Source organism: Oceanisphaera sp. IT1-181 (assembly GCF_033807535.1).
Taxonomy (GTDB): Bacteria; Pseudomonadota; Gammaproteobacteria; order Enterobacterales; family Aeromonadaceae; genus Oceanimonas.
This window is the reverse complement of record NZ_CP136856.1, coordinates 366,383-383,458: the sequence shown is the minus strand read 5'-3', so window position 1 is coordinate 383,458 and position 17,076 is coordinate 366,383. Positions and strand designations below refer to the sequence as shown.

The following is a 17,076-nucleotide window of genomic DNA, read 5'->3' as shown; positions in this document are numbered from 1 at the left end:
TTTAGGGATACTTCGGGGAGAACGACAGTAAATCCTAGTTAGATAATTGCCCATCAACGACTACTCGCCCAGCTCCTTACACCTTAATCAGTCTTAGTTAGGCACGATTTGCTGGTGCCTTTGTGTTGTCGTATTGATGCGTTTAAGGTCGGTCCTCGTACTCTTACAGGTTTACCTATGTTTGTTTCAGTCAACGGAAATGTCGATACTGTTCTACACGGCTTTGTATTAACTCGTCACTCTTTTATATACGCGCAGCATAAAGTCCGCCTCAAACATGAGCTGAGTGGCGGCTTGTAATTGGGTACGCAGCTCGGCTTGGGCTTTCCAGGCTAAGGGCGTCATTTGTAATAAATCGTCTGCTTGTTCGCCGGTTAAGGTCATGTCGTAATTTAACTTGGCTTCTTCTACTAGCTCGAAACCATCGATGGTTTCTGCGGCTTCGTCGTGCAGGTGCACGTTATCGTAAATTAGCTCTTTCAGTTGATAGAGATGACGTGCGGCGGGAGTGACGGTAATAATCACGCCGGCGGCGGTTAATACGCGCGCTAATTCGGAGGCTTCGCAAGGGGCATAAATGCGTACTACGGCGTCTAAGCTGTGATCGGCAAAGGGTAAGCGCTGGCTGGAGGCCACACAAAATTGCATGTGTTGCGAAGTGTAGCGCTTGGCCGCATAGCGAATGGCCACTTTGGAAATGTCTAATCCATAGCAAGTGGTACAGCTGGAAAGCGCGGCCAGTTTTTCGGCAACATAAGCGGTGTAATAGCCTTCGCCACAGCCGATGTCTAAGATTTGTCGCGGGGTGTTTTCCGTGTACTTTATACACAGTTCTGTCACAGCTTCACGCAGGTTATGATACTGATCGGACGCTAAAAATCGGCGCCGTGCTTGCATCATGTCGACATTATCACCCGGCTCCTTTGAGCGTTTATGCTGCACGGGCATCAAGTTAACGTAGCCTTCTTTAGCGCGGTCAAATTGATGGTTATTTTCACATTCAAGACCACCCTCACGGGCAGTAAGAGCATGGTGACAAAGCGGGCATTGATAAGACATGTAAACCTACGAATGAAGAAAGCAGAAGCGAAAAAACGTAGCGCAGTGTAAGTGTTTTTAGGCACAGATGCGATTAGAGCCGTCTGCATGACTCAAGTATCTAACATCTAATACGATGGGTTATTGACCAGGGGCGACGCATGATCGTTTTATGAACAATAAGCGTTTGCTCACGGGTGCTTGATTGAACAAAAGTAAACCGATATTACATACTGACAGCCCACACAGATAGCTTCGATCGAGCCCTTGTTTTGTCTGGGATAATACTAACCCCTCGAAGTGTTTGTTTTTTGAACGCTGATGTCTTGGGTAAGAGGTGAACAGAATGTTCTTAGTATGATTTAACAATATATTCAGGCTCTCACCCTGACAATTGAAGATTTTTCCTATCTATTTCTGATTGTTATTTCTTAAATCTATGTCTATGAATGCCCCTAAGCAGCCATTGATATTATAGGTTGTAGCACATGTTTGATTAATTGATGTTGTAATATTTCAGGGCAAAAATCATTAGCCCATAGCAGGCTACAGTAATACCCATTGAGAGCCCTAAGCTCAGATAGAAATTTAATCCCTGTTTTAATAACAGTGGCAAAGCAATAAATAAAGCCAATGCCGGAAATACAAGCCAAAAGATACTTACAGATAACGCACTGACTTTTTCTACATCCTTAGTGTCGATATAGAGCCAGATAAACGCAAATACTGACATTGTTGGGATAGACGTCAATACTGCTGCGAACAACGTACTTCGTTTAGCGATCTCAGATATCGTTACAACCAACACTGCTGTCAGAACAACCTTGAGTAAATAGTACAAAAAGCAACTCCCATAATATTCATATTGTCCACTGTACTTGGCAGGGCGGAGCATACTTTGCCTAAAGTTTATCCTTTTGGCGTTAGTACGTAAAATTTCGTGCACATTTAAAACGAAGTGGTGATAGTTTCGCGTAGGAACGCAGATTTTGGCTATAAAGCAGCCATTTTAGAAGCGTGCTCCCGCCCTACTGTACTTGGTTATTTTATTGCGTTATTTAAAATAAAGAAAGCGGAACACTGCCTAAAATATCCCGCTGCTGGCGGTGGTGGTGTTCCTTACCGCTTGGCTGAGTCATCGCTTCGGCTTTAACCGAGAAGACAGGATCCCCCGTATCTGGGAGGCCTTGATTTCCCATGTTTGGCAAATCGGCGTGTGTTTCTCAACCGCCATCACTGAGCATCGCCGATGTTCTTTCCGACCGTGCTGAGCGTCAAACTGTTCGCTGAAGCCGAGGCTCGGTTCATCAGTTATGGTACTGTCCCTGTATGCTTGAAATCGGGCCTGATGCTCGGCATTGAGTGTGGGTTGATTGTCTTAAACCGCCAATTGCTCTCGCTCTTTGGCAAACAAGGTTATCTCACTCCAAGTGTCGAATCCGCACATCATAGCACGTCTCCATGAGAACGATTTCTGATAATACATGCGAGCACTTCGCCGACAGACGTAGGTCTGGGAGCGTTTCGAGATAATCGCGCAAGGGTTTTTGGGCCATAACAAAGCAAGGTTGGTCAAGATCGCCACTATTTACTCTCTTATGGCGAAGGAGACAGGGCCAACCGTTCATCTTGCTGTTTGGCCGATTGAAGCTTGATCAGGTTGGGCAAAAACTGATCATGCGTCGCCCCTGAGTTACTGACACCCTTTTTTCGATACGCCATCGGCAGTTAAGGTTGTTAGCTACTCGTAATAAGCTGGGCAGCAAGCAACTAGGCCGCCGCCATTATTTGCTTTGGCAGGTCTATTAGTGCTGAAATTCACTATTATTGATGATACAAGCGTTAAACTGCACAAAATTCAGTCAAAAGTGTAATCAAACCTCTCTTATAGCTGCAAAATACTGTATATTCTGGCCTCGTTTTTTGACTGTAGCTACTCTACAGAGGATCTCTTATGCAATTTTCATCTTTAGATTTAGCCCCCGATCTGCAACGCGCTCTGGTTGCCTGTGGCTACAGTGCTATGACACCCGTACAAGAGCAGGCCATAGTGCCGGCGCGTCGGGGTAAAGACTTACAAGTGACCGCGCAAACCGGTACCGGTAAAACCGCCGCCTTTGCCATTCCCGTATTGCAGCGCATGCTGGACAAGCCCAAAGACACGGTCGCCTATCGCCCGCGCACGCTTATTTTAACGCCGACTCGTGAATTAGCCGAGCAGCTTGGCGATTCTATTAGCGCCTATGCCCAGTTTTTGCCGATCAGTGTGACTGCACTTTACGGTGGCGTAAAAATGGGTGGCCAAGCTAATAAGCTAAAAGCCGGCGTTGATATAGTAATAAGCACCCCAGGGCGTTTGTTAGAGCATATGACGCTCGGCAATCTCGCCTTAAGTGATGTGGAGTTTGTGGTGCTCGATGAAGCAGACCGTATGTTAGATATGGGCTTTATCAATGATGTGCTGAAATTGATGCAACTGACCGCTAAAAATCGCCAAACTTTGTTGTTCTCTGCTACTACTTCTCCTGCGGTAAATGAGCTGTCCCATAAAATTTTGCATGATCATCAGCAAATTCGTGTGACTAAAATCAACAGTACTGCTGAGACCGTCACCCACACTCTGTATCCGGTAGAAGAAAGCCGTAAGATTGAGCTGTTTGAAACGCTATTGGCCGAGCACAACTGGTTTCAGGTATTGGTATTTACCAGCACCAAGGAACAGGCAGATCGCTTATTAGAGGGCTTGAAGAAGACCAAGGTAGAAGCCGCCGTGTGTCATGGCGATAAGAGCCAAGGCTCACGCCGCCGCGCCATTGCCGACTTTAAAGCCGCCAAGATCCAGGTGCTGATTGCCACCGAAGTGGCCGCCCGTGGCTTGGATATTCAAGGCTTGGATTATGTGGTGAACTTTAACCTGCCGTACTTAGCTGAAGACTACGTACACCGCATTGGTCGTACCGGTCGTGCCGGCGCCACCGGCACCGCAATCTCGTTTGTGAGCCGTGAAGAAGAGCAATCGTTAGAGCGCATTCAAAAACTGATTGGTGGCGAGATCCAACGCATCATCAAGCCAGGTTTTGAAGTAACCAGCCGCGCCTCTTTGCTGAAGAGCTTGTCGCGCAAGGTGATCAGTGGCCGTTCTAACCGTGCCAGTGAAACGACCATTGAGCTCGTTAACTCCGGCGACAGCCAGCCTAAAGGCAAGCCACGCCGCGCCCGCCCAACTGGCGAAACTGAGCACAAAGTAGCGGCTAAGCCGGTCCATTATAAAAAGAACCAAAAGCCTCAAGAAACGGGCCCCAAAAAGAAGAAATTACGCGGTAAGCGTGCACAGCAGCATTCTCGTTAATAGCTGTTGGCGTTAATATCCTTAGGTTTTAATAAGGATTAACCGCACACAAAAATGCCGCCTGTGAAGTGATTCACAGGCGGCATTTTAATAGGCTCACCTTTTTGCTTAAACCTATAAAGCGCTACTTAAATAAATGGCAATTATTGAGTAGCCAGTTGACGCATGCGGCTGTCGAAGCGGTCTACACCGTCGGTGCCATTGCTGGCCATGTTCAAGCTCACAGTCGCAGGAGTGGCGTGCGCGTTGTCCTCTAACTGCAATGACACAAACTTTTCTTGAAAGTGATCCACCCCTTCGGTGCCGTTGCTGCCAACATTAAGATAGATTTTGGCAGGCACACAGTCTGCGGTACTAATGCCGGCGCGCTCTGCTTGGAGCTTTGCCATTTTTGCTTGGAAGCGGTCTACGCCATCAGTACCTTGGCTCATGACGTTAAAGCAGACGCCGGTACTTGTTGTTGCTGTACTGGCTGGTTCTGTACTGGCGAACGCGGCTTGAGCAGACAATAAACTGGTGGCGGCAATAATAAGCAGTGAGGTGGTTTTCAACATGATGTGTGTCCTAGATGACCGGCCTGTCCGATTGATAGACACAGCATACCAAGGTCACACTGACGAGAAGCTGACAGCTAAATGACATTCCTGTCATCTTGGTAAATAACGGCCGTCATCTTAAACGGACCCGCGCGGCACGACCCACATTAGCAAAAAGATGAGGATGTAATGACATTAAATATCTTGGTATTTTTAGGCTCGGTACGCATTAGTGGCCCGCCCGCTCCGACGCGATTAGGCCAACGGGTGGCCTTATGCTGTGCACAACAATTATCGGCTCAGCAGCATAAGGTCACTGTGATTGATCCGCTGGATTATGACCTAGGCGCGAGCTTCAAACCCTTCTTCTCCTATAAAGCAGGCACCGCACCTGAGCCATTGCAGCAACTGGCAGAGTTGATTAAGGCGGCGGACGGGTTTGTGATGGTGAGTCCAGAATACAATCACAGCATGAGCCCCGCTTTAGCCAACTTATTGAATCACTTTGGTAGCTCGCTGTTTTCCTATAAACCGTCCGCCATCGTCACTTATTCGGCGGGACAATGGGGTGGTGTGCGCGCAGCCATTAATATGCGCAGCTTCTTATCGGAGCTGGGCTGTTTACCGGTGTCCGCCATGATCCATCTGCCAAAAGCGCAAGAGGTACTAAACACCGAGGGCTCGTATTTAGCAGGTGTGAATGCCAGCGATTGGGACGGATATTTTAGTCGTACTTTTAGTCAGTTAACTTGGTGGGCCAGTGCCGCTAAGCAGTATGACCAAAGCGAGGGCAGTAATCTTAAGCCCGGCGCTTTTACGCGCAATCCGGCCCAGCGCAATGCGCCAAGCTCGAGTTAAAAAAAGGTAAGGCTACTAGCAGCGCCCCCTTTCGCTAGCGTCGTAACAATGCAAGAACACACCGAATATAAAAAACCCGAACTTGCAGGCTCGGGTTTTTCTTAAGCTTAGTGCTCTGCCCTGCGGCTACTGGATCTTAAAGCGCCCGACTAAGATTTGCAGTTAAACGGTGTAATACGTACGCAGTGCTTCCTACGCTTAACTAAAGCTTACTTCATAGCCGGTGAATTTTCGCAGGTTGATCACCCCGCTATCCAAGATTAGATATTGGCCTTTGATGCCGAGCAAAACACCGGATACTTCAGGATTTTTATCGAAGTTATGGCTGGCAATCTTGGTCGGGTATTCCAGCACTGGATAGCTGAGGTTAACTACGTCTTCATCCAATACCGTCACCGCTTGCGCACCGTAGTTGAGCTGCAGCTCGTCGATTTTTTGCTGGATGACAGGTAACAAACGCGCGGCTTCGGCTTTTAAGTCGATGTCCGCTTCACCGCCCTTGAGCATAGTGCGCCAGTTGGTTTTATCGGCCACCAGCTCGGCCAAGGCTACTTCTACTAGCCCCGATAATTGACGGGTCGCGACGCGCAAGATAGGCAACGCCTGAGTAGCGCCTTGGTCAATCCAGCGGGTCGGCACTTGAGTGTGGCGGGTAATGCCCACCTTTAAGCCTGAGGTATTGGCCAAATAAACAATGTGCTCAACCATGCAGTGTTGCTCGCCCCATTCTGGCTCGCGGCAGGTGCCGGCAAAGTAATGGCAGGTTTCTGGCTTCATAATGCACATGTCACAGCGCGCCAGCTTCTTCATACACGGGAAACAATGGCCCTGAGCGTAACTCTTATTGGTTTTGCGATTACAGGCATTACAAAAAATCTGCCCCGTGTGGGTCAGGGTAATCAGTTTACCTAAATGGGCATTAAGGCTGACTCTGTGCTCGCCTAAAGCCAGCTGATAATGGACGCCGTTATCGAGTTGTGCCGGCATTTTAATTAAGGTGCCAGTTATGGCGGCCTCTGACGTCTCCGCAAGGGGAGAATCGAGAGCAAGCGGGTTGGAAATAAGGCTCATGTGGTCTCTGCTGGCTGGTAAATTTGCGACAACTTTAACAGCCTCGGCGGTACAAGGCACCTGCACCGACACTTCAGAGCCAGACATGACCCTACATTTACTCATTATCTGATCGACACCAATGACTTATCGGTCACAAAATGATAAAAGATTGTATGCAATCATTAACATAACGAGTACAGGGATGAATAGACTCTCTATTAAGCAAAAAATACTGTTACTGGCTTTGCTGCCGCTATTACTGCTGGCAGCAGTGAGTGCTTGGATTAACGTTAATCAATCACTGCGCCTTAATAAACTCAGTGGCGATAGCCTCTATCAGTCGCTGTACGATGCCCGTAAGCAGCAATTAGCAAACTATGCGGAGCTGGCAATGAGCGGCATAGCGCCTTTGTTGCAACGCAATGAGATTGTGGCCACTAAAGCCCACTTACGCGGCCTGCGTTTTGATGCGGGTACCGGCTACTTTTTTGTCTATAACACTCAAGGAACCCAAATCGTCAGCGCCGATAATCCGGCCCGCGAAAACAATAACTATCTGAACTCCACCAGCCCAGATGGCCGCTATTTAGTACAAGAGTATGTGGCTTTAGCAGAGCAAGGCGGCGGCTATATTGAATACAATTGGCCTAAGCCAGATACCCAAGTGAATGCCCCAAAGTTGGCCAGTATTACTCCGGTTCCCGGTACCGACTGGATGCTGGGCGCGGGCTTCTACATTGATGACTTGCAAGCCACTGTGACCATTTTAGAGGCTGAGCTGTCTACTGCGGTACGTCAAGGGCTGATTAACTCTGCCGTGTCGGCCAGCTTATTGTTTATGCTGATTGCCGGCGCGGCTTTGGTGTTGGTGCGCAGTATTCATTCGCCCTTGCGCCAAGCGGTGTCCACCATGCAAGACATAGCCGAAGGCGAAGGCGATCTCACCCGACGTTTGAATAACCGCCAAGGCCATGAACTGGGCAGCCTCGCCAACGCCTTTAATCTGTTTGCCAACCAAATGAGTATGTTGGTGCAAAACACCCGTCACTCGGCGGATTCTTTGCAAGCGGCCAGCGCTCAGATGCAGCATTTTATGGATGAGACTAAAACCGGTATCGGCCAACAGCATCATGAGAGTGATCAACTGGCCACCGCCATGAATGAGATGTCCGCTACTGCTCAAGAGGTAGCCGCTAGTGCAGCGCAAGCTGCACAAGCGGCGCAGTTAGCACAAGAGCAAGTGGCTGCGGCGCAACAACTGGTGCAGGGCACCATCAAGGTGATTGACGGTTTAGAAACTCAAATCGTGAGCGGCGTGGACATTATTCAGCGTCTTGGTAAAGACTCGGAGCAAATTGGATCTGTGTTGGATGTTATTCGTGGCATTGCCGAGCAAACTAACTTGTTAGCGCTCAACGCCGCTATTGAAGCCGCGCGGGCCGGTGAGCAAGGCCGTGGTTTTGCGGTGGTGGCCGATGAGGTGCGTACGCTTGCGGGCAGAACCCAGAGCAGCACCGAAGAAATTCACACCATGATCAGCCGCCTCCAACAAGGGGCACAACAGGCGGTGCACGCCATTGAGCAGATCCGTGAGGGCAGCAGCCAAACAGTCAATGAAGCACGGCGCATTGATGTGGCATTGCAAGATATCGACGGCGCGGTAAGCACCATTAATAGCATGAACGAACAAATTGCCAGCGCCGCCGAGGAGCAAACTCAGGTATCGGAAAGCATTAACATTAACGTGCATCAAATTGTGTCCATCGCCCAACAAACCGATGCAGGATCTCAGGCTGCCAGTGAGGTTGGCCTGCAAGTAGGCGAGCTGGCCGCGCAACTGCAACAATTAGTGAGTCGCTACCGTACTCAGTAATGGCTGAGGCGCGATACGTTAAACGCCGACCGCCTGACGTTAAAGATAAATCTACACCGAGCAAACCCAAACAGCGCTGTTTAGCTCTTATTTTTGGCTCACTCGGCGCTGCCCTTCAGCTTTGCTTAAACTTACAGCGTATGGCTGATGGCTTACCGCTGCCCGAAGGGGCTGCGTAAGCTTTTGCTATAAAACCTAAACTATCGTTAGATAGACAAGACCGCACCCGCTTATACTCCAGTCGCCACAGGCCTGCGGATAAATGGCGCGGCAGAGTCCGCAGGCGATAGGATTTTTTATGTCACAGCGGGACAGCTTGGCAAGCACGCTAACAACTCCTTTTTAGACATACACGGTTAGGAAGCTATTTATGCGCGACGTAATGGAACGGCGTTCTTTTCTTTTTCTGCTGCTGTTGGTCAGCCTGCTATTCGTGCTGCTACTTAGGCCATTTTGGGGCGCTATTTTTTGGGCCTGCGCCATCAGTATCATTTTTAATCCAATGCAAGAGCGACTGCGTAAGCACTTAGGCGATAAGCCGAATCGGGTGGCACTGCTGACCCTGTTGATTTGTGTGGTGATAGTGGTACTGCCCATCTTTTTGATTGCCACCACTTTTGCTCAAGAAGGCTTGGCGCTGTATCAGCGTGTAGATAAAGGGGAAATAAATCCCTCCGAGTGGCTGGAGCAAATGCGCAATGCTTTCCCTGCGGTTCCACAGTGGTTTGATAAACTCGGTATCGACTTAGGCAGCGTGCGCGAAAGTATTGCTAAAGGTGCAGCGTCTGCCGGCAAAGTAATGGCAGAAAAAGCACTGGGCGCGGGGCAAATTACCTTTAGTTTTATTATGAACTCCGCCTTAATGCTGTATCTGGCGTTCTTCTTATTACGGGATGGTCGCACCCTGATTGAGCTGATGATCAAAGCGCTGCCCTTAGGTGATGCACGCGAGCGCAAGCTGTTTACTAAGTTTGCTGAAGTAACGCGCGCCACCGTTAAAGGCAACTTGGTGGTGGCGATTGTACAAGGGGCGCTGGGCGGCTTTATCTTTTGGGCGCTCTCACTACCCAGCCCCATATTGTGGGCCGTAGTCATGGCTTTCTTGTCGTTGATTCCGGCGGTGGGCGCGGGAATTGTGTGGTTGCCGGTGGCCATTTACTTGTATGCCACTGGTGACTGGGTCTCTGCCACTATATTGATCTCGTTTGGCGCCTTAGTGATTGGCATGGCGGATAACGTGCTGCGCCCGCTATTGGTGGGCCGAGATACTAAGTTACCGGATTATTTAGTGCTGTTTTCAACCTTAGGCGGCATTAGCTTAATGGGCATTAACGGCTTTGTAATTGGGCCTTTAATCGCCGCACTGTTCTTAGTGGTGTGGGATATTTTTATGCGCGAGTTTAACGGCGAAAATCCCCATGTGATCACAGAGCGCAGCACTGAATCTAATCATAAGTACGAAAAAATAGCGGCCAGCGTGAAGGATGAGGCGTGAGGCGTGAGGCGTGAGGCGTGAGGCGTGAGGCGTGAGGAAAATACAGCGCCGAGCTAAACTAAAACACCCGCGGCTTCTTGTTCGCTAGGGTGCACCTAGGTATGGCCCCTGCGGGGAGCGATAAACCGTAAGCGATAACGCGGTAAGTTAAACAAAACACAAGAGCGAGATCCTGACGTGCGTCAGGAAGACGGCATAAAGATAGGCGGCTCCGGCATTCACAGGGTGCACGAATGTAGGCACGCGCTCGTCGTCGCTGCTTTAGCTGCGAGGCTTTGCGAAAGCCTGCGTAGCAGGTTCTGATGTACAAGCTAACCCGAGATGGGTGAGACCTGAAGCGTGAAAATAAAAAAACCTCTTGCCGCAGGGCAAGAGGTTTTTTAATTCACTGTGGGTTGAAGCCGACTTTAGTCGAGTTTAACTGTCATTTGAATGGATTCGTCGAAGAAGAATTCATCACAGTTATTACCCGGGCCGGTGCGGTCTACGACCAAGAACTCGTCGTCATCGCGCAGCGCCATGATAGGGTGATGCCACACGTTTCTGTGGTAGTTCACACCTTGGCGGGCGTTAGCACGGAAGCAACGTACTGTGCTTGGGTCAATGCTCATGGTGCCGTCGCCCACAGGGGCAACCACTAACAAGAACTCATGACCAAACAAAGGGATGAAAGACTGAGAGCCAAACGGATGACGCTCCAGCATTTTCACTTGCAGCGGGTATTCCAGCGTTTTAGCACGGAAGATGCTGATGATGCCTTGACCATCTTCGTCCAACTGCACTTCACCCAGGTTGTGGTAGCGCTCAGTTGAACCATTGTTGATCATAAAGTGATCACGGCCAACAGACTCGATAACGTCACCAAAATCGGCGAACGCTTCTTTGGTCAACGGCTCTACTTTAAGAGTCTTGATCATTACTGCCTCCAAGAAATTCATTAAAACGGGGTGTTAAGATCACCGACCCTAGCCACCCCGTATTTTTATTACGCTCTTACATCGCCGACTACATTACGTTAGTCAGGCAAACAAAATTACATGCCGCTTAAACGGAACTCAGCAATTCTGTTGATCTCATTTACCGCACGCGCAAATTCAGTGTCGTAGTCGTTGTTAATACGCTCTTCAAATGCGGCCAGGATCTGGTGACGGTCTGAACCTTTAACTGCCATGATGAAAGGAAATTGGAATTTTTCCTTATAGGCGTTGTTCAGGTGAGTGAAACGGGCAAATTCTTCCGCGTTGCACTCGCTGATGCCAGCACCCGCTTGCTCATTGGTAGAAGCTTCAGTCAGTTCGCCACGTTGGGCAGCTTTACCGGCTAAGTCCGGGTGAGCATTGATAAGATCAAGCTGAGCTTGCTTATCTGCATTGCTCATCACGGCCGCCATACGGCTATGCAAGTTAGCAATGGTGTCATCTTCGCTGCTCAGACCTTGGTCGAACGCCTGCTCAGCAACCCAAGGGGAGTGCTCGTAGATATCGGCGAATGCAGCCACGAACTCATCGCGGCTCATCGTGCTAGGCGTACAGGTAGTAAAACGGCTCATTACTTGCTTCCCTTATAAGGATGATTCTCATGCCAGTGGTTAGCAATGTCGATACGGCGGGTAAACCACACGTGGTCATGGCTGCGCGCATATTTAATAAAGCGCTCAAGACCAGCCATACGACCCGGACGACCCAGGATACGACAGTGCATACCAATGGAAAGCATCTTGGGGGCTTCTGCACCCTCTTCGTATAACACATCAAAGGAGTCTTTCAGATACTGGAAGAACTCTTCGCCGTTGTTATAACCATTCAGGCCAAAGCGCATGTCGTTGGTGTCCATTACGTATGGGATCACCAAGTGGCCTTCGCCCTGATTGTCGACCCAGTAAGGCAGGTCATCGGCGTAAGAATCGGAATCGTATAAAATTCCTTTATCTTCCATCACTATTTTACGGGTGTTAGGGCTGTCGCGGCCGGTATACCAGCCTTGTGGGCGCTGGCCACACACACGTTCAAAAATTTCCATGGCTTTGTTGAAGTGCTCGCGCTCTTCTTCTTCGCTCATAAACTGATAAGAGATCCACTTATAGGCGTGGGAGCAAATTTCGTGGCCTTCGGCCATGAATGCTTTAGCAATATCAGGATAACGCTCGAGGGCAGTGGCCACGGCGAAAATGGTCATAGGAATGTTATAGCGTTTGAACAAACGCATCAAACGCCATACACCGGCACGGCTACCGTATTCGTAGATAGACTCCATGCTCATGTGACGAGCATCAGGAAACGCCACTGCTGTCGGCATTTCTGACAAGAAGGCCTCAGACTCACCATCACCGTGCAATACGTTACGCTCACCACCTTCTTCATAGTTCAGTACAAAGTTAATAGCGATGCGGGCCTTATTTGGCCACTCAGGGTGCGGCGGGTTAGCACCGTACCCAACGAGATCGCGGGGATAGTCGTTTTTTTGGCTCATCAGGAAACTCCTTGAAACGCGGGTTAGAAACCAGCCGAGACAAGAATTTGCAGAGGGCTGGCCAGTAGATCATCGTCTTTATTGTATACAATAAAACAGATATATGTAAATAACAGGTTTGATTTTTGTATCAGATCTTGCAGCTTATCTTGCTTTGGTGCTCTAAAGCAAAGACAATCCTAACTCATCAGGATAAAGCGACGCTCATTCGTCAACTAAAAATGTGACCGAGGGGTTATGTTTTTGTTAATGAGACGTAGACAGCCAATATTATCTTGATGTAAAATTAGTTCTGTCGTCGCCGCTGTTATCGCAGTGCGGTGTAATGTAAAAAATGCCGTAAGCAATCAGCATTATGGCGACGACAGTGCCTTGAATTAATGGAGACGCGTAACTCGCGCAAGGTAACTAAAAATGGGCAGATTAACTACACATATCCTCGACGCTTCTAAAGGCCAACCAGGTTCAGATATTAAAATTGAACTATATCGTGTTGAAGACGGTGAAAAAACCACTTTAATCAACACTGTGTACACCAACGCTGATGGTCGTACCGATGCTCCTGTGTTGCAAGGCGACGACTATGTGCCAGGTAAATATCAGTTGGTATTCCACACTGGTACTTACTTACGCAAGCAAGGTGTTGAACTGCTTGAGCCGGCTTTCTTGGATGACGTAGTTATCCGTTTTGGCTTGGCTGCAGGCCAAGAGCACTACCACGTACCTCTGCTGATCTCACCTTATAGCTACTCTACCTACAGAGGCAGCTAACGGGTAATAGGCAGTCGCAGCTGTCAATGCCGAATAGCAACTTCGTTCGGCATTGACAGTTTGCTACCATACTATTCGAGGATATCCGTTATGGAAAACGCCAACAACGACACCACTCAGCGCGCGAGAACCGCTGAAACCTCACCCCCGCCAGCTTCTGGTCTGCTAGAAAAGCTCTTCAAATTAAAAGCCCATGGTACTTCGGTAAAAACTGAACTGCTCGCCGGTTTAACTACCTTTATCACCATGGCGTACATTATTTTTGTAAACCCCAATATTATGGCCTCGTCCGGCATGGATCCGGGTGCTGTGTTCGTGGCCACCTGTATCGGTGCCGCCCTTGCCACTCTTATTATGGGCTTATACGCCAACTGGCCAGTCGGTCTTGCGCCAGGCATGGGCTTGAACGCCTTCTTTGCGTTTACCGTGGTCGGTGAAATGGGCTACAGCTGGGAAGTGGCGCTAGGCGCCGTGTTCTGGTCCGGCATTATTTTTACCGCCATGAGTTTTTGGAAGATTCGCGAATGGGTGCTGGATGCCATTCCCGAGTCATTACGCTATGCCATGACCGCCGGTGTCGGTTTGTTCTTAGGGTTAGTGGGCCTGAAAACCGCAGGCATAGTGGTAGCAAGCCCCGCCACCTTAGTGACTTTGGGTGATTTCACTCAACCCAGCGCTTGGCTGGCTGCCGTGTGCTTTTTAGTTATCTCTATTTTGGCTTATCGCAAGATATTTGGCGCCGTGTTAGTGGGCGTGTTAGGCGTCACTCTGATCGGTTTCTTCATGGGTATAGTGCAATATAATGGCATCTTCGCCATGCCACCCAGCATAGAGCCGACCTTTATGAAGCTCGACATTATGGGTGCGCTTAATGTTGGCATGATTACTGTGATTTTAGCCTTCTTGTTCGTCAATATGTTTGATACTGCCGGCACTCTAATGGGCGTGGCTGAGCGCGCTAACTTGCGCAATGCGGACGGCTCTATTGAAGGCTTAGGCAAGTCACTCAAGGCTGACAGTGCCTCTTCGGTAATTGGTACCTTCGTGGGTTGCCCGCCGGTCACCAGTTACGTAGAAAGTGCCGCCGGTGTGGCCGCAGGTGGTCGTACCGGTTTAACCGCCGTGACTATCGCCGTGCTGTTTATTTTGGCGATGTTTTTAGCGCCATTAGCCGGCATGATCCCACCCTACGCCACCGCCGGCGCGCTGATTTACGTGGCTTTTGCCATGATGAGCAGCTTGGCTAAAATTGACTGGGAAGATTATACCGAGATGGCGCCAGCCGCCATCACCGCCTTAATGATGCCGCTAACCTTCTCCATTGCCAACGGCATCGCCATGGGCTTTGTCAGCTATGCAGTGCTTAAATTGGCCACCGGCCAAGTCTCGATTGGCGTCTATGTATTAAGTGCGATTTTTATCGCTAAATTTATATATATGTAGGCTAGCTTGGTCTAGTTAAGCTTTACTAAAACCATCGCCCGAGCGGTGGTTTTTTTTTGCAAAAAATGAGGCGTGAAGAGAACGGCATAACACCCAACTTAAACCACTAAAAACATCTTCTGCTCTCTTATTTTTATTACTCCCGTGGGTTCCGTGGCGAAAAAATCCTTATTCTTTAAGATCTCCTCACGCCTGACTCCTTACGCCTCACTCTTAATCAATAATGTATACTCAAGCCTAAGACTCAGCAGACGCTATTCATGGCCAAGGGAGCGCACTTTCACATGTCAAACCAAGCGCAAGGCAAAGCTAAAAAGTGGACTCGGCTACTGCCGTTCTTGCAGTGGACCCCCATGGTTACTCGCGCCAGCGTGCGCGCCGATGCGCAAGCCGGCCTCACCAATGCCATTATCGTATTGCCGCAAGGGGTGGCGTATGCGCTGATTGCCGGTTTGCCGCCGGAATACGGCCTGTATGCGGCCATAGTGCCGGCCATTATTGCCGCCCTGTTTGGCTCGTCTTGGCACTTAATTTCTGGCCCTACGGCTGCTATGTCGATTGTGGTGTTTACCTCCGTCAGCCCGCTCGCCACGCCGGGCACGGCGGAGTTTATCGCCTTGGCGCTCACCTTAACGCTGATGAAAGGGGTGTTTCAGCTGGTGTTGGCCTCGGCCAGATTAGGCATATTGGTTAACTTTGTGTCGCATTCGGTGGTGATTGGTTTTACCGCCGGTGCGGCAGTGGTGATAGTGGTTAGCCAATTGCAAAACCTGCTGGGCTTATCGCTGCACACCAAGGGCACCTTTACCGATAACGGCTGGCAGGTGCTGCGCCATTTAAATGATGCTAACCCCTATAGCTTAGCGGTTGGCTTAACGACCTTAGTGGCGTGTGTACTGATCAAAAAACTATTACCGCGCTGGCCAAATATGTTGATGGGACTGGCGCTGGCCAGTGGCTTGGCGTTTTTACTCGATCCTCGCCAAGAGCACATTGCTATGGTGGGCGCCATACCCGCCAGTTTGCCGCCGTTCAGCATCCCCGACTTAAGCTTTAGTAATATCAGCGCCCTCTCGTCTGGAGCCCTGGCCATTAGCATACTGGGCTTGGTCGAAGCCTCTTCTATTGCACGAGCCATTGCCAGCCGCTCTCATCAGCGCCTTGATGATAATCAAGAGTTTATCGGCCAAGGTCTATCGAACGTGGTGGGTGCCTTCTTCTCTAGCTATGCCTCTTCCGGCTCTTTTACCCGCACCGGCGTTAACTTTACTTCCGGTGCCCGTACGCCGATGGCAGCCATCTTTGCCTCGTTATTTCTATTAGTCATAGTGCAGTTATTCTCTGGCATTACCGCTTGGTTGCCGATCCCCGCCATGGCCGGATTATTGTTAATGGTGGCCTGGAATCTGATCGACTTTCATCATATAAAAATGATTATGCGCGCGGCCAAATCAGAGACCACAGTCCTCATCGTCACCTTTGCCGCCACCTTATTGGTGGCACTGGAATTTGCCATTTATGCAGGCGTGATCTTATCGCTGGTCTTCTATTTAAAACGTACCTCGCATCCGCGCATCGTCACTATTTTGCCAGATCCTAATGCTAAGCATCCGTTGTTTACCAACGCAGAAAAAAAACGCCTGCCTTATTGTCCACAACTGCGCATTATTCGCATCGAAGGCTCGTTGTTTTTTGGCGCGGTCAACCATGTGCAGGAGTATCTGCAAAGTGTGCGCGAGCCGCGGGTATTGATAGTGGGCAACGGGATGAATTTTGTCGATATGGTGGGTGCAGAAATGCTGCTGCAAGAAGCCAAGCGCAGGCGCGCCGAGGGTGGGGATCTCTATCTGAGTAATGTAAAAAGCGGCGTACTGCGTATTATTAATCGTAATAACATTCTTAAGCAGCTCGGCCGTGACCATATTTTTCAAAATAAAGGCCAAGCCATACATCGCATCTACGAACAATTAGACCCGAGTGTTTGCCAAACCTGCACCGCTAAAATATTTCAAGAGTGTCATCTAGCGCCTCCAGGAGCGGCGGCTCCCGGAGCATCCACTATCAGTACTGTAGAAGCCGTGAAGGTTGAGGTACTTGCAAAGACACCAGCCATTGTTGGTGCAAGCAAAGTAGAAACAACGACAGCAGATATTACCGGTATCACACCCGCACCGGCTAAACCCACTTAACG

Annotated in this window: 14 protein-coding genes and 1 pseudogene; 7 read left to right on the top strand and 8 right to left on the bottom strand. The window is 49.5% G+C overall.

All coding sequences use genetic code 11. The annotated features are described in order from the left end of the window. Positions 1 to 228 precede the first annotated feature (228 nt). The 3 genes and pseudogenes from rlmA to R0134_RS01765 all read right to left on the bottom strand — a co-directional run. Positions 229 to 1,059 carry a 23S rRNA (guanine(745)-N(1))-methyltransferase gene (gene rlmA, locus R0134_RS01775; protein ID WP_319783201.1) on the bottom strand — a complete coding sequence of 277 codons (831 nt, stop codon included), beginning with the start codon at positions 1,057 to 1,059 and terminating at the stop codon, positions 229 to 231. Positions 1,060 to 1,534: 475 nt separating this feature from the next. Beyond that, positions 1,535 to 1,933: a DUF3147 family protein gene (locus R0134_RS01770; RefSeq protein ID WP_319783200.1), complete on the bottom strand. Its 399-nt coding sequence runs from the start codon at positions 1,931 to 1,933 to the stop codon at positions 1,535 to 1,537. 291 nt (positions 1,934 to 2,224) lie between these two features. Then, positions 2,225 to 2,594 (bottom strand): annotated as a pseudogene (locus tag R0134_RS01765) (transposase family protein); the annotation flags it as partial. Positions 2,595 to 2,992: 398 nt separating this feature from the next. Between R0134_RS01765 and R0134_RS01760 the strand changes: the two are divergent. Further along, positions 2,993 to 4,387 carry a DEAD/DEAH box helicase gene (locus R0134_RS01760; protein ID WP_319783199.1) on the top strand — a complete coding sequence of 465 codons (1,395 nt, stop codon included), beginning with the start codon at positions 2,993 to 2,995 and terminating at the stop codon, positions 4,385 to 4,387. A 143-nt stretch (positions 4,388 to 4,530) separates the two neighbouring features. On the opposite strand, the gene R0134_RS01755 is transcribed toward R0134_RS01760, so the two are convergent. Continuing rightward, complete coding sequence (locus R0134_RS01755; protein WP_319783198.1) at positions 4,531 to 4,941, bottom strand: hypothetical protein; 411 nt, start codon at positions 4,939 to 4,941, stop codon at positions 4,531 to 4,533. 171 nt (positions 4,942 to 5,112) lie between these two features. Between R0134_RS01755 and R0134_RS01750 the strand changes: the two genes are divergently transcribed. Continuing rightward, entirely contained in the window at positions 5,113 to 5,781 is a 669-nt protein-coding gene (locus R0134_RS01750) for an NAD(P)H-dependent oxidoreductase (RefSeq protein WP_319783197.1), read from the top strand. A gap of 198 nt (positions 5,782 to 5,979) precedes the next feature. On the opposite strand, the gene R0134_RS01745 is transcribed toward R0134_RS01750, so the two are convergent. Further along, positions 5,980 to 6,852 (bottom strand): DUF2797 domain-containing protein, encoded by an 873-nt coding sequence (locus R0134_RS01745; RefSeq protein WP_319783196.1) that lies wholly within the window; start codon positions 6,850 to 6,852, stop codon positions 5,980 to 5,982. Between the two features lie 184 nt (positions 6,853 to 7,036). Here R0134_RS01745 and R0134_RS01740 point away from each other — a divergent pair, with 184 nt between their 5' ends. Continuing rightward, the gene (locus tag R0134_RS01740) at positions 7,037 to 8,707 is read left to right on the top strand and encodes a methyl-accepting chemotaxis protein (protein ID WP_319783195.1); all 1,671 of its coding nucleotides are present in this window, start codon (positions 7,037 to 7,039) and stop codon (positions 8,705 to 8,707) included. 370 nt (positions 8,708 to 9,077) lie between these two features. After that, positions 9,078 to 10,202 (top strand): AI-2E family transporter, encoded by a 1,125-nt coding sequence (locus R0134_RS01735; protein WP_319783194.1) that lies wholly within the window; start codon positions 9,078 to 9,080, stop codon positions 10,200 to 10,202. A gap of 407 nt (positions 10,203 to 10,609) precedes the next feature. Here R0134_RS01735 and R0134_RS01730 read toward each other — a convergent pair whose 3' ends face one another. From R0134_RS01730 to puuE, 3 genes are all read right to left on the bottom strand, one after another. Further along, positions 10,610 to 11,116, bottom strand: coding sequence for an ureidoglycolate lyase (locus R0134_RS01730; protein WP_319784282.1), 507 nt, complete (start codon positions 11,114 to 11,116; stop codon positions 10,610 to 10,612). Positions 11,117 to 11,235: 119 nt separating this feature from the next. Further along, positions 11,236 to 11,751 carry a 2-oxo-4-hydroxy-4-carboxy-5-ureidoimidazoline decarboxylase gene (gene uraD, locus R0134_RS01725; protein WP_319783193.1) on the bottom strand — a complete coding sequence of 172 codons (516 nt, stop codon included), beginning with the start codon at positions 11,749 to 11,751 and terminating at the stop codon, positions 11,236 to 11,238. Then, on the bottom strand, positions 11,751 to 12,671 hold the full coding sequence (gene puuE, locus R0134_RS01720) for an allantoinase PuuE (protein ID WP_319783192.1): 921 nt from the start codon (positions 12,669 to 12,671) through the stop codon (positions 11,751 to 11,753). Before puuE ends, uraD begins: the two co-directional genes overlap by 1 nt. A gap of 414 nt (positions 12,672 to 13,085) precedes the next feature. Between puuE and uraH the strand changes: the two genes are divergently transcribed. The 3 genes from uraH (at position 13,086) to R0134_RS01705 (ending at position 17,074) form a co-directional block, all read left to right on the top strand. Beyond that, positions 13,086 to 13,442, top strand: a complete 357-nt coding sequence (gene uraH / locus R0134_RS01715; protein WP_319783191.1) for a hydroxyisourate hydrolase — start codon at positions 13,086 to 13,088, stop codon at positions 13,440 to 13,442. A gap of 90 nt (positions 13,443 to 13,532) precedes the next feature. Continuing rightward, positions 13,533 to 14,885, top strand: coding sequence for an NCS2 family permease (locus tag R0134_RS01710; RefSeq protein WP_319783190.1), 1,353 nt, complete (start codon positions 13,533 to 13,535; stop codon positions 14,883 to 14,885). 284 nt (positions 14,886 to 15,169) lie between these two features. Further along, positions 15,170 to 17,074, top strand: coding sequence for a SulP family inorganic anion transporter (locus R0134_RS01705; RefSeq protein ID WP_319783189.1), 1,905 nt, complete (start codon positions 15,170 to 15,172; stop codon positions 17,072 to 17,074). Positions 17,075 to 17,076 lie beyond the last annotated feature (2 nt).